This window comes from Alkalihalophilus sp. As8PL, from assembly GCF_040939795.1.
GTDB lineage: Bacteria > Bacillota > Bacilli > Bacillales > Bacillaceae_D > Alkalihalophilus > Alkalihalophilus lindianensis.
Genome location: NZ_CP162551.1, coordinates 2,803,431 through 2,816,840 on the forward strand (window position 1 = coordinate 2,803,431; position 13,410 = coordinate 2,816,840).

Genomic DNA, 13,410 nt, shown 5'->3' on the forward strand with positions numbered 1-13,410 from the left:
CCTATGAGAGGGGAGACGTTACAGTGAATCAATTAAAGGAAAAGCTAGCGATCTTGCCTGATCAGCCTGGCTGTTATTTAATGAAAGATCGTCAAGGTACGATTATCTATGTAGGAAAAGCAAAAGTATTAAAGAATCGTGTGAGATCCTATTTCACAGGGTCACATGACGCGAAAACTCAACGTTTAGTCAGCGAGATTGTTGACTTTGAATATATTATGACTTCTTCAAATATTGAGGCGCTCATTTTAGAGATGAATTTAATTAAAAAGCATGATCCTAAATATAATGTCATGCTAAAAGATGATAAGTCTTACCCGTACTTAAAAATTACGAATGAAGAGCATCCTCGTTTGATTACGACAAGGTCTATTAAAAAGGATGGCGGAAAATATTTTGGACCTTATCCCAATGCAGGTGCTGCAAATGAAACAAAGAAATTATTAGATCGCCTATACCCATTGCGTAAATGTCGTACGATGCCTGATAAAGTATGTTTGTATTATCATATCGGACAGTGTTTAGCTCCTTGTGTCTATACAGTCACAAAACAACAGAATCAAGAAATGGTTCAAGAGATCACAAAATTTTTGCGGTCAGGTCACGATGAGATTAAGCAAGACCTTACTGACAAAATGATGAAGGCTTCTGAGGACTTAAATTTTGAAAGAGCAAAAGAGTTACGCGACCTACTTCAGCACATGGATGCGGTCATGGAAAAACAGAAGATGACGATTAACGATCATATCAATCGTGATGTGTTTGGATTTGCCTATGATAAAGGATGGATGTGTGTACAAGTATTTTTTGTACGTCAAGGAAAATTAATTGAGCGAGATGTTTCCATTTTTCCTTTTTATAAAGAAGCAAAAGATGACCTTCTGACGTTTGTTGGTCAATTTTATCTGCAAAAGGAACACATTAAGCCTGCAGAAATATTAGTACCAGAAGATATAGACCGTGAGCTTGTTGAGCAATTATTAGAAGTTAAAACAAATCATCCTAAAAGAGGCAGAAAAAAAGAGCTGCTTGATCTTGCTAATCAAAATGCAAAAGCTGCCTTACAGGAAAAGTTCTCGTTAATCGAGAGAGATGAAGACCGAACAATTAAGGCAGTTGAACGACTTGGTGAGGCAATGGGGATTGCAACGCCATATCGAATTGAAGCCTTTGATAATTCTAATATTCAAGGGACCGATCCTGTATCGGCAATGGTCACGTTTTTAGATGGGAAGCCTAGTCGAAAAGATTACCGCAAGTACAAGATCAAGTCAGTAAAAGGCCCGGATGATTATGGGTCGATGCGTGAAGTGGTAAGAAGACGGTATTTTAGGTTATTACAAGAAGATCTCCCCCTCCCAGATTTAATTGTCATTGATGGGGGGAAGGGACAAATCGCGGCAGCACAAGAGATTATTGAAGATGAATTAGGCCTTTCTATACCTGTATGTGGGCTTGCCAAAGATGAAAAGCATCGCACTTCTCAATTATTAATGGGAGACCCGCCCTCTCTAGTCTCGCTCAAAAGAGATAGTCATGAATTTTATTTGTTGCAACGTATTCAAGATGAGGTCCACCGATTTGCGATTACGTTCCACAGGCAAACAAGATCAAAGACGTTCTTTCAGTCAGTGCTAGACGATATAGAGGGAGTAGGAGAAAAACGAAAGCGACAGCTCCTAAAGCATTTTGGTTCCGTTAAGAAAATGAAAGAGGCGAGCGTGGAGGAATTGAAGATGCAAGGGATCCCGCAGAAAGTAGCGGAGGCTATTTATGAAAAATTACATGAAGGTCAATAAATTACTTCTTGCACGAGTGATCTTCATCTGCTAAAATGAAAAACAATTAAATATGCCGCACTTCAAAAATGAAGTGATGGTAGAGGAGCGAAAACCAAGAGTACACTAGTCGAGAACGATGAGGTTTAACGACGCTAGTTGAAAGGGGAATTCGCCGAAGTGTGTAGGGCCCTCATAACCATACATGCTGGACTTATCCTAAAAAAGGATAAGGCTGTCACCTGACTATACCCAATAGTCTTGTGGAGAACTATCTCACGTGAGAAAGGGAGTAGTGTGGTACCTGTACGGTATGACAAGCAACGGTGAGGGGTTTTCCTTATTGTTGCTTTTTTTTGTACGCATTAAAGGTATAGCACATCCAGTCGATCAAATGTATCGCGCGTGAAGAGATTGAGAGGATGAGGAAAATGGCAAGGATTGTACAAAAATATGGTGGAACGTCAGTTGGTTCTGTAGAGAAAATCGAGAATGTCGCCAATCGAGTAGCACGAGTAGTTGAAGACGGAAACGAGGTGGTCGTCGTTGTATCGGCTATGGGGAAGTCAACAGATCAGCTCGTTCAACTAGCGAATGACATTACAAAAAATCCAAGTAAAAGAGAAATGGATATGCTACTTACTACAGGTGAGCAAGTAACGATTGCCTTACTTACTATGGCTCTTCAAAAAAGAGGAGTGGATGCTCTTTCCTATACAGGAGGCCAGGCTGGAATCCTAACCGAAGCGAACCATGGTAATGCTAGAATACGTGAAATTGACTCTGCTCGTTTGAACGAACAACTTGAAGCAGGCAAAGTACTTGTTGTAGCTGGATTTCAAGGCATGATGGAAGATGGAAGTATTACTACTTTGGGGCGCGGAGGCTCAGATACAACAGCTGTTGCACTAGCAGCAGCGACAAAAGCTGATCGTTGTGAAATTTATACGGATGTAACTGGAGTCTTTACAACCGATCCTCGTTATGTGGCGAAAGCGAGAAAACTACAAGCGATCTCTTATGATGAAATGTTAGAAATGGCTAACCTTGGTGCTGGAGTGTTACACCCTCGGGCTGTAGAATTTGCGAAAAATTATGATGTTCCTTTAATGGTTGCATCAAGCATGGTAGAAGAAGCAGGAACAATGATAGAGGAGGTAGTAACAGTGGAAAAGAATTTAGTGGTGCGCGGAATTGCGTTTGAAAATGATGTAACAAAAATAACGGTAGCAGGATTGCCGAACCGAATTGATACCCTACCTAAACTTTTTTCAATCCTATCAAGCCATGGGGTTAATGTAGATATTATTATCCAAAATCAATATGATGCCAATCACGTGAACATATCTTTTTCAATTACGCAATGTTCATTAAAAGACACGGTAGCATGCCTAGAGCAAGCGAAAGAGGAATTAGAATTCGAAACCCTTCATCATGAAGAGGAACTAGCAAAAGTATCCATTGTGGGGTCTGGCATGATCTCAAACCCTGGCGTTGCTGCAACAATGTTTGAAGCGTTAGCTAAAAACGATATCTTTATCAAGATGGTGAGCACTTCAGAGATTAAAGTGTCAGCAGTCGTATCGGAAGATGATATGGTAATGGCTGTTGAGGTCTTACACGATGTATTTAAATTAGATGAAGTGCTTGCAGAGGCACCCGAAAAACAACTTGTGTAATCGGCTTAGTAGACAAAAAACGATGCTTAGAAAGCATCGTTTTTTGTTAAAGAGCGAGCGAGTCTTGCAAGTCAGATTCAATTTGTAGATGAACAATACCCTTTTTCTTTGTTTGAGTAGCAGCAGTAAAAGAGGACAGCCACGTTTCGACTTGTTGAGCTAGGAAACCAGCTTCTAGTTGATAGCATCTGGTGTCATTTTTTTTCATCCATTCTCCTTCTAACTCAAAGTGTCGTTCATTTTTCTTTTCTTTAACAAGGGTAAGGTTACCCCAGTTCGCGTCATTAAAAAATTCAATGACTTCTTCTATCGTATGTAATGGATATTTTCGGGCAATGGATTTACCGACCCAATACAAAATTGAATCATACTCTTGTCCGAATACCTCTTTTAAGACATCATTTCTAAGCAATTCGTACCCAAATGTTTCTTGTCTAGGTTCCATGTAGAAAACACCTCTCCTCTTCTTATATTATAAAAGGTGAAGCAGTAGCTGTCCAAATGAATATAGATGGATTCTCTCGAAGACTTTATGGTATTTTAGGGGAACGATATGGATAGTACTTACTTTTTTCCTAGGAATTCTAGTTTCTAAAAGGTGAAAGTGGTATACTAAAGCGCGAATGAATGCGGAGGTACTACATATATGAAATTAGGTTTAAGTCAATTTCTATCCCCATTTAGAATTATTATTATTTCTTACGTATTAGCAATGATTTTATTTAGTATTTTGCTTTATTTACCGATCTCTCACAAAGCTGATGTCGATGTTACATTCTCTGAGGCGCTATTTACTTCTGTAAGTGCTGTGAGTGTAACGGGGCTGACGGTTGTAAATGTATCAGAAACCTATAGTTATGTTGGAATATTTTTCCTTGCGTTAGCCATTCAACTAGGTGGCATTGGTATTATGACGCTCGGTACATTTGTATGGATGCTTTTTGGAAAGAAGATTAATTTATCACAGCGAATGCTTATTATGGTCGATCAAAACCAAAACAAGTTCTCTGGTCTTGTTAATTTGATGCGTGGGATTTTATTTGTTGCATTAATTATTGAATTTATTGGAGCGTTAATACTAGGTACATATTATTTACGCTATTTTGATTCTGCATGGGAAGCTTATTACCAAGGCTCTTTTGCGGCGTTGAGTGCTTTTACGAATGCGGGATTTGATGTAACAGGTCAATCATTAATTCCCTTTGCAAACGACTATTATGTTCAGCTCGTCGTCATTCTTTTAATTTTTGCAGGTGCAATAGGATTTCCTGTATTAATGGAACTAAAGGAATATTTCTCGAAGGAAAATCCTCATTTCAAATTTAGTTTATTTACAAAAATCACGACAACAACTTATTTTGCAGTATTTGTAATTGGCGTTGTTGGCATTTGGGCTCTAGAAACCGGCTCTTATTATGTAGGTCTAGAATGGCACCAGCAATTATTTTATTCTATTTTTAACTCTGCTACCACAAGAAGTGGTGGTCTTTCTATAATGGATGTCTCAGAGCTTAACCTAGCAACTCTACTCTTTATGTCAGCACTTATGATTATCGGAGCTAGTCCATCAAGTGTGGGTGGGGGGATTCGTACAACAACGGTTGCCGTCATGTTCTTAACCATTAAGAGCTTTGCGCTCGGTAAAGAAGATGTTAAAGTCTTCGGTCGTGAGATTCACCCAGAAGACCGTCAAAAGGCATTTATTGTGCTATCCGTATTTTTAGTTATGCTATTTGCAGCGGTCACATTAATTGTTGCTTTTGAAGGACAAAAAGATATTGCTCTGATAGCCATTATTTTTGAAACAGCCTCAGCGTTTGGAACGTGTGGATTATCGATGGGGATCACACCTCATCTATCCTTACCAAGTCAATTTGTATTGATGATTCTGATGTTTATCGGAAGAGTAGGATTAATAGCCTTTTTATTCTCAATTCGTCGAAGAGAAACAAAAAGTCATTTTAAGTACCCAACGGAACGAATTATTATTGGTTAACATATGAAAGTCCTGTTTGCGCCTAATAAAAATTGGGTAAACAGGATTTTTTTATTTAATTTTTTTTAGGATATTTCTTTAAAGGATTAAAATAAACAGACTATTTTCTACAAAAAACGCTAACCATCAAGGTTTTCTTACGTGATAAGGGTTAGAGAGGGGTGAAATCTTTACCTAAATAGCTTGTATACGTTTTCTTGACGAAGGAATCTGATGGGAGTACAATTAATTTGTCGGATTTTTTTCACAGAAACTTTACGTAAGTTTCACAAATTTAGTTGAATTTCCATATCACGTTGTTTTCGCAGTGGGGAGGTACACGTTATACGGAAAAAGAGAGAAAGTACACAGGGTAAAAGAGTATGGGTAGGACAAAAAACAATTGTGGGGGGACAAAGGTATGGCCGGTAATCGAGAATTTTTTAATCGTAAGTTACATTCCTTACTAGGTGTAATTCCCGTGGGATTATTCTTAGTACAACATCTAGTTGTCAATCATTTTGCTACACGAGGCGCTAGTTCATTTAACCAAGCATCACATTTCATGGAGAGCTTGCCTTTCCGTTATGCGCTTGAGATCTTCATTATTTTCATTCCACTTTTATACCACGCTATTTATGGTATCTATATTGCATTCCAAGCAAAAAACAATACAGTACGTTATGGTTTCTTCCGTAACTGGATGTTCCGTCTACAACGTACATCAGGTATCTTCCTATTAATCTTTATCGCATGGCATGTTTGGGAAACGCGTATCGCAGCCGCTTTTGGTGCTGAAGTTAACTACAATATGATGGCAGATATTCTAAGTAGTCCATTTATGCTAGCGTTCTATATTTTAGGGGTCGTGGCAGCTACATTCCACTTTGCTAATGGATTATGGTCCTTTGCTGTATCTTGGGGTCTTACTGTAACACCACGTTCACAAAAAATTGCAACATACGTAACGATCGGTATTTTCTTAGCATTAACGTTTGTAGGGATTCGTGCAATCCTAGCATTCATTAATCCAGACTTAGCAAACATTTAAGGGGTGGATCAGAATGAGTAAAGGCAGAGTTATTGTTGTCGGAGGCGGACTAGCTGGTCTGATGGCGGCAATTAAAGTAGCAGAAAAAGGTGTGCCAGTTGATCTATTTTCATTGGTACCAGTAAAACGTTCTCACTCTGTGTGTGCACAGGGCGGAATTAATGGTGCAGTAAATACAAAAGGGGAAGGTGACTCTCCTTGGGAACACTTTGATGATACGGTTTATGGAGGAGACTTCTTAGCTAACCAACCTCCTGTTAAAGCGATGACAGAAGCAGCACCAGGAATTATCCACTTAATGGACCGTATGGGTGTTATGTTTAACCGTACTCCTGAAGGCTTATTAGACTTCCGTCGTTTCGGTGGAACTCAGCATCACCGTACAGCATTTGCTGGGGCGACTACTGGACAACAATTATTGTATGCACTTGATGAGCAAGTTCGTCGTCATGAAACAAGTGGTCTTGTAACGAAATATGAAGGATGGGAATTCCTATCAGCGATTGTTGATGATGAAGGTACCTGTCGCGGGATTACAGCCCAAGATTTAAAGTCATCTGAAATTAAAAGCTTCCCTGCAGATGCAGTTATTATGGCAACTGGGGGGCCTGGAATTATCTTTGGTAAGTCGACAAACTCTGTAATCAACACTGGATATGCAGCTGCTAAGCTTTACCAACAAGGTGTTCACTATGCAAATGGTGAGTTCATACAAATCCACCCAACTGCTATCCCTGGTGATGATAAGCTTCGTTTAATGAGTGAATCTGCACGTGGTGAAGGTGGACGAGTTTGGACGTATAAAGATGGTAAGCCTTGGTACTTCTTAGAGGAAAAATATCCTGCATACGGTAATCTTGTACCACGTGATATCGCAACGCGTGAAATCTTTGATGTGTGTGTTGAGCAAAAGCTTGGTATTAACGGTGAAAACATGGTATACCTTGATTTATCTCATAAAGATCCAAAAGAACTTGATATTAAGCTTGGTGGAATTATTGAAATCTATGAGAAATTCATGGGTGATGATCCACGTAAAGTACCAATGAAAATCTTCCCAGCTGTTCACTATTCAATGGGTGGAATGTGGATTGATTACGATCAAATGACAAACATCCCTGGATTATTTGCAGCAGGTGAGTGTGATTACTCGCAACATGGTGGGAACCGTTTAGGAGCTAACTCATTACTATCTGCCATTTATGGTGGTATGGTAGCCGGACCAAAAGCAATTGAGTATATGAACGGTCTTGAAAAATCTGCAGAAGCAATGTCTTCTTCTCTATTTGATGGTGAAGCGAAAAAAGAACAAGAAGCATACGAAAACATCATGAAAATGGATGGTAAGGAAAATGCTTATATTCTTCACAAAGAGCTTGGAGAATGGATGACGGATAACGTTACAGTTGTACGTTATAATGAAAAGCTTCTTAAAACAGATGAAAAGATTCAAGAATTAATGGAGCGTTACAAAAATATTAACATTAATGATACAGCTAAATGGAGCAATCAAGGTGCATCATTCACAAGACAACTTGATGGTATGTTAAGCCTTGCACGAGTCATTACTCTAGGAGCTTATAATCGTAATGAAAGTCGTGGAGCACATTACAAGCCTGAATTCCCAGATCGTAATGATGAAGACTTCTTGAAAACAACAAAAGCGACGTTTAACCCAGCGACGAATGCTCCGGACTTTACGTATGACGAAGTTGACACATCGCTCATTAAACCTCGTAAACGTGATTACTCACAAAAGAAGCAAGGAGCTGTTAAATCATGAGTGAAAAAACAATAAAATTTAAAGTGACTCGTCAAGATGACCCGAACGGCAGTTCTTATGTGGAAGAGTTTGAAGTACCATATCGTCCAAATATGAACGTGATCTCAGCTTTAATGGAATTTCGTCGTAACCCTGTGAATACAAAAGGGGAGACAACAACTCCAATCGCTTGGGATATGAACTGTTTAGAAGAGGTATGTGGCGCTTGTTCAATGGTGATTAACGGTAAACCTCGTCAATCTTGTACAGCACTAGTAGACCAACTTGAACAGCCGATTAGCCTTGAGCCGATGAAAACATTCCCGGTAGTCCGTGATTTAATGGTTGATCGTAGTAGAATGTTTGATTCATTAAAGAAAGTTAAAGCATGGATCCCTATTGACGGAACGTATGATTTAGGACCAGGACCTCGTATGGCGGAGTCAAAACGTCAATGGGCATATGAACTTTCTAAATGTATGACATGTGGTGTGTGCTTAGAGGCATGCCCGAATGTAAACAGTAAATCTGAATTTATTGGCCCAGCTCCGCTTTCTCAAGTACGTCTATTTAACGCACACCCAACAGGTGAGATGAATAAAGCTGAACGCCTTGAAACGATTATGGGTGATGGTGGGCTTGCCAATTGTGGTAACTCTCAAAACTGTGTTCAAGCATGTCCAAAAGGGATCCCTCTTACGACATCAATTGCTGACTTGAACCGTCAAACAACATTGCAATCATTCAAGAATTTCTTTGGCGGACAATAAAAGAGCCTTCAAGAAATTAAGATTGGTTTAAGTGCTCGCCCTCTTACCATTTTTATTTTCTCGTTCTATCATCTAGAGCGATGGAAATAGATGTGAAGAGGGTGAGCTTTTTTTACATATTAAAAAGTGAGGGAAAAACAATGAGATTACCAACTTATATTAGTGATTTTGAAAGATGGAAAGAAGGATTTACTTTTTCAAAAGCCATTCGTGTACGTTTTTCGGAAACAGATGCATTTGGTCATGTGAATAATAAAAATGCTCTTGTTTATTTTGAGGATGCGAGATTGGAGTATTTTAGTTCACTCGGATTAATGCAGAAATGGGCGAGCCAAGATTTTGAGACAATGATTGTTGCGGCTGATCTGCAATGTGACTATGTTAGACAGATAAAATTTGATGAAATGCTATCGGTATATGTGAAAGTAGAAAAGTTAGGCAACTCATCTCTTGATCTCCATTATCTTGTAGAAAATCAATTAGGGGAAGTTTGTTTAACTGGAAGAGGAACAATTGTTCAAGTGGGTAAAGAGAGTGGAAGTGCAGTCCCATGGAATGAAGAAATGCGCCAAGCTTTAAATGGACATGTAATAAGTGAGTTGTAAGTAGCGTACAATCAGTCTTCTTATAAAAGTAAAAGTCAGCTTATCTCCTAACATGGAGGTAAGCTGACTAGAAGGCTGTCACATGGTATTTCTATGCTAGTTAAATTTCAATTTCACCTAGTCTAATTAGTTCAATAACAGCTTGAGAGCGCCCCTTAACCCCCAACTTTTGCATCGTATTAGAAATGTGATTTCGTACTGTTTTCTCACTTATGAAAAGTTCTTGTGCGATTTCTCTTGTGGTCTTATCTTGAACAAGTAGTTCGAATACTTCTCGTTCCCTTTTCGTAAGTAATGGTTTAGGTCCGAATTCTGCTCCTTTCAATGAGTTCACTCCTTCTTGCTCGGGCTAAGAGCGAATTTGGGTAACTCAATCCCACTGTTGAAGGGCTTTAGTCTTGATAGTATATGTAGAAGGTAAAGAACATGTGAGCATAATTTAAGAATTATTAAAGTATTAAATGTATGAGGATAAATATTGACTACATTTTACTCATTCAGCTATGATGGATAGGAAATGAGTTTTGACAAAGAGGGTTGCTGTATGAAGGGACCGTTCCGCATAGAAAAAGTAGTAAATAATAATGTAGTGATAGCGACTAAACCTGATCTGAATGAAGTAATTGTCATTGGGAAAGGAATCGGCTTTGGTCGAAAACGTGGTCAGGAAATACATTCTGGCTCCATTGATAAATTATTTGTTCTAGCTAATCAAGATGAGCAAGAACAATATAAGTTATTATTAAACGATGTAGATGAATCTTTAATTGTCACGATGGAAAAAGTTGTCAGGATGATTCAAGCTGAACTTAAAGAACCACTTCACCAAAGGATTCATCTTGCTATGACTGATCATATTCAATTTGCCATAAGGCGAATCGAACAGGGCATTGATATACCGAATCCTTTTCTGACTGAAACGGAGCTCATGTTCCCAGAAGAATTTCACCTTGCAAGAAAAGCAGTTCACCTATTAAATGAACAACTAGATGTAGAGCTTCCAGAGGCTGAGATTGGCTTTGTGGCCCTTCATATTTATAGTGCTTCTTCAAATCAACCCATTGCTGAAATGAATGAACATCCACAATTAATTTCAGATTTAGTGTTCATGATTGAAAGAAACGCCCATATTGAGTTGAATAGGCGCTCAGTTGAGTATATGCGTTTAGTAAGTTTTTTGTGTGAACTTATTGATCGATTTAGAAAAAAAGAAATGATTCAAACATCAGACAAACTTGCACATTTGTTGAAAGAAGAATTTGAGTTATGCTATACTATCACTATTGAGTTGATTGAGGTCTTAAATACTAGATTCTCAACCTCCTATAAAGTTGAACAAGTTCCAGATATGGTGTTTTACTTAAAAAAGCTTATAAAGTATAAATAAGGGTTGCACTTAGATTACGTGTTACTGACAAGATCAGGCATGAGTACGGAAGTGTATATGAGGGTTAAATGGGGTACGATACAAGTGTACTTCATGTTTTCATCATGTGCGTTTCTTTACTGATGCCTGTTTTTTGTAGGAAAACCTGTAAACCGTTTTCATAATTATTACAGGGAAGCAAAAAGTAGGGAACAATTATTAATACTGAATAGGTGAACTTCTCTATATAGCTGTTTACTCTATTCTAAAATAAACGAAAGAGGTTGATGAAAAATGGCAGAAAAAACATTTAAGATTACAGCAGAAACAGGAATTCATGCTCGTCCGGCAACACAGTTAGTAAACAAAGCAGGTCAATTTTCTTCTGACGTAACACTTGAATACAAAGGAAAATCTGTGAACCTAAAATCAATCATGGGTGTAATGTCACTTGGAGTTGGACAAGGTGCTGAAGTAACAATCAAAGCTGAGGGTTCAGACGCTGATGAGGCTCTTCAAGCGATTGAAGATGTAATTAAAGAAGGGTTAGGAGAATAATGTCACAAAAATTGACTGGAATTGCTGCATCAAGTGGTGTTGCAATTGCAAAAGCTTTTGTACACGTAGAGCCTAACTTTGAGATTGAATTGAAAGAAGTAGCAGATACAAAAGAAGAAGTAGATCGTTTTGATTCAGCTTTAACGAAGTCTAAAGAAGAACTTGCTGTTATTAAAGACAAAACAGAAGCTGAACTTGGTGCGGATAAAGCTGAAATTTTTGCTGCACATTTACTTGTCCTAAGCGACCCTGAGCTTGTAGATGCAGTAAAAGGTAAAATTAACGATGAAAAACAAAATGCAGAATACGCATTAAATGAAATTGCAAATATGTTTATTTCAATGTTTGAGAACATGGATAATGAATATATGAAAGAACGTGCCTCGGATATTCGTGATGTTTCTAAACGTGTTTTAGGTCATTTATTAGGTATTGAAGCGCAATCACTAGCTACTATTTCAGAAGAAACGATTGTCATCGCTGAAGACTTAACACCCTCAGATACTGCTCAATTAAACCCTGTTTTTATTAAAGGGTTTGCAACTGATATCGGAGGAAGAACATCTCACTCCGCGATTATGTCCCGTTCTCTTGAGATTCCAGCTGTTGTTGGAGCAAAAGAAGTAACAGCTAAAATCGAAACGGGTATGATGATCATCGTTGATGGAATTGACGGAGATGTTATCATTGATCCATCTTCTGATGAATTAGCTACATATGAAAAGAAAAAAGCTGATTTCCAAAAGCAAAAAGAAGAATGGGCTAAACTTGTTAATGAAACCTCAACGACAAAAGATGGTCATCATGTTGAACTTGCTGCAAATATTGGTACACCGAAAGATCTTGAAGGTGTAATCAATAACGGAGCTGAAGGTATTGGTCTTTACCGTACAGAGTTCCTTTATATGGGAAGAGATGCTCTTCCAACTGAAGATGAGCAGTTTGAAGCGTATAAAGAAGTTGTTGAGCGTATGGAAGGTAAGCCAGTTGTGATACGTACCCTTGATATTGGTGGCGATAAAGAACTTCCTTATCTTGATTTACCAAAAGAGATGAATCCATTTCTAGGCTATCGTGCGATTCGTCTTTGTTTAGAAAAAGATGATATGTTCCGTACTCAACTTCGTGCATTATTACGAGCTAGCTCATACGGGCAACTAAAAATTATGTTCCCGATGATTGCGACTCTTGAAGAATTACGCCAAGCGAAAGCTCTCTTAGCTGAAGAGAAAGAGAAGCTTGTAGCAGAAGGTGTAGAAGTTTCAAATGACATGGAAGTTGGGATTATGGTTGAAATTCCATCAACAGCAGTTGCTGCCGATCGTTTCGCTAAAGAAGTTGACTTCTTTAGTATCGGAACAAATGATTTAATCCAATACACGATGGCAGCAGATCGAATGAATGAAAGAGTTTCTTATTTATACCAACCATATCATCCTGCTATTTTACGCCTTGTTAACATGGTGATAAAAGCTGCTCATAAAGAAGGAAAATGGGCTGGTATGTGTGGCGAGATGGCTGGAGACGAGATAGCGATTCCATTATTACTAGGTCTAGGCTTAGATGAATTTAGCATGAGTGCCACTTCGATCTTGCCTGCTAGAAGCCAATTGCTTAACCTTTCGAAAGAAGAACTTACAACATTTGCTGAAGAGATGCTTGATTTAGATACTGCAGATGAAGTAGAAGAACAAGTAAGAAAAGCGTTTGTAAAAGCTTAAGATAATAAAGAGTAACCGTTTAGAACGGTTACTCTTTTTTTTTGTTGCGTTCATTTGTCATTTCTCGTAACAGTCAGATCAAAGCTTGCAATTCCCTGAGAAAACAGGGACAATGATGAAATAAGGTATAGTTATCAACAATTAA

Annotated in this window: 12 protein-coding genes and 1 riboswitch; of the genes, 10 read left to right on the forward strand and 2 right to left on the reverse strand. The window is 38.4% G+C overall.

The genetic code is table 11. The annotated features are described in order from the left end of the window. The first annotated feature begins 80 nt into the window (after positions 1-80). Both uvrC and AB3N04_RS15630 read left to right on the forward strand, forming a co-directional pair. Positions 81-1,799, forward strand: coding sequence for an excinuclease ABC subunit UvrC (gene uvrC / locus AB3N04_RS15625; protein ID WP_368506070.1), 1,719 nt, complete (start codon positions 81-83; stop codon positions 1,797-1,799). Between the two features lie 72 nt (positions 1,800-1,871). Further along, a riboswitch (Lysine riboswitch) is annotated at positions 1,872-2,060 on the forward strand. Between the two features lie 149 nt (positions 2,061-2,209). Beyond that, the gene (locus AB3N04_RS15630) at positions 2,210-3,457 is read left to right on the forward strand and encodes an aspartate kinase (protein ID WP_368503607.1); all 1,248 of its coding nucleotides are present in this window, start codon (positions 2,210-2,212) and stop codon (positions 3,455-3,457) included. A gap of 46 nt (positions 3,458-3,503) precedes the next feature. On the opposite strand, the gene AB3N04_RS15635 is transcribed toward AB3N04_RS15630, so the two are convergent. Continuing rightward, positions 3,504-3,902 carry a YslB family protein gene (locus AB3N04_RS15635; RefSeq protein ID WP_317122048.1) on the reverse strand — a complete coding sequence of 133 codons (399 nt, stop codon included), beginning with the start codon at positions 3,900-3,902 and terminating at the stop codon, positions 3,504-3,506. Between the two features lie 201 nt (positions 3,903-4,103). On the opposite strand from AB3N04_RS15635, the gene AB3N04_RS15640 reads away from it, so the two are divergent. The 5 genes from AB3N04_RS15640 (at position 4,104) to AB3N04_RS15660 (ending at position 9,620) form a co-directional block, all read left to right on the forward strand. Further along, a complete protein-coding gene (locus AB3N04_RS15640) occupies positions 4,104-5,453 on the forward strand; it encodes a TrkH family potassium uptake protein (protein WP_368503608.1) in 1,350 nt (449 codons plus the stop codon). Between the two features lie 400 nt (positions 5,454-5,853). Then, positions 5,854-6,483, forward strand: a complete 630-nt coding sequence (locus tag AB3N04_RS15645; RefSeq protein ID WP_317122050.1) for a succinate dehydrogenase cytochrome b558 subunit — start codon at positions 5,854-5,856, stop codon at positions 6,481-6,483. A gap of 13 nt (positions 6,484-6,496) precedes the next feature. Next, positions 6,497-8,266, forward strand: a complete 1,770-nt coding sequence (gene sdhA / locus AB3N04_RS15650; protein ID WP_317122051.1) for a succinate dehydrogenase flavoprotein subunit — start codon at positions 6,497-6,499, stop codon at positions 8,264-8,266. Further along, positions 8,263-9,015 (forward strand): succinate dehydrogenase iron-sulfur subunit, encoded by a 753-nt coding sequence (sdhB, locus tag AB3N04_RS15655; RefSeq protein ID WP_047973506.1) that lies wholly within the window; start codon positions 8,263-8,265, stop codon positions 9,013-9,015. Before sdhA ends, sdhB begins: the two co-directional genes overlap by 4 nt. Positions 9,016-9,155: 140 nt before the next feature. After that, on the forward strand, positions 9,156-9,620 hold the full coding sequence (locus tag AB3N04_RS15660; protein WP_047973505.1) for a thioesterase family protein: 465 nt from the start codon (positions 9,156-9,158) through the stop codon (positions 9,618-9,620). Positions 9,621-9,720: 100 nt separating this feature from the next. Here the strand turns inward: AB3N04_RS15660 and AB3N04_RS15665 are convergent, their stop codons facing one another. Then, complete coding sequence (locus tag AB3N04_RS15665) at positions 9,721-9,945, reverse strand: response regulator transcription factor (protein ID WP_012959963.1); 225 nt, start codon at positions 9,943-9,945, stop codon at positions 9,721-9,723. 219 nt (positions 9,946-10,164) lie between these two features. On the opposite strand from AB3N04_RS15665, the gene AB3N04_RS15670 reads away from it, so the two are divergent. The 3 genes from AB3N04_RS15670 to ptsP all read left to right on the forward strand — a co-directional run bounded on the left by AB3N04_RS15670 (position 10,165) and on the right by ptsP (position 13,265). Then, the gene (locus AB3N04_RS15670) at positions 10,165-11,007 is read left to right on the forward strand and encodes a PRD domain-containing protein (RefSeq protein ID WP_368503609.1); all 843 of its coding nucleotides are present in this window, start codon (positions 10,165-10,167) and stop codon (positions 11,005-11,007) included. 273 nt (positions 11,008-11,280) lie between these two features. Then, complete coding sequence (locus AB3N04_RS15675; protein ID WP_012959961.1) at positions 11,281-11,544, forward strand: phosphocarrier protein HPr; 264 nt, start codon at positions 11,281-11,283, stop codon at positions 11,542-11,544. Further along, complete coding sequence (gene ptsP, locus AB3N04_RS15680) at positions 11,544-13,265, forward strand: phosphoenolpyruvate--protein phosphotransferase (RefSeq protein WP_368503610.1); 1,722 nt, start codon at positions 11,544-11,546, stop codon at positions 13,263-13,265. Before AB3N04_RS15675 ends, ptsP begins: the two co-directional genes overlap by 1 nt. The last annotated feature ends 145 nt before the right edge of the window (positions 13,266-13,410 follow it).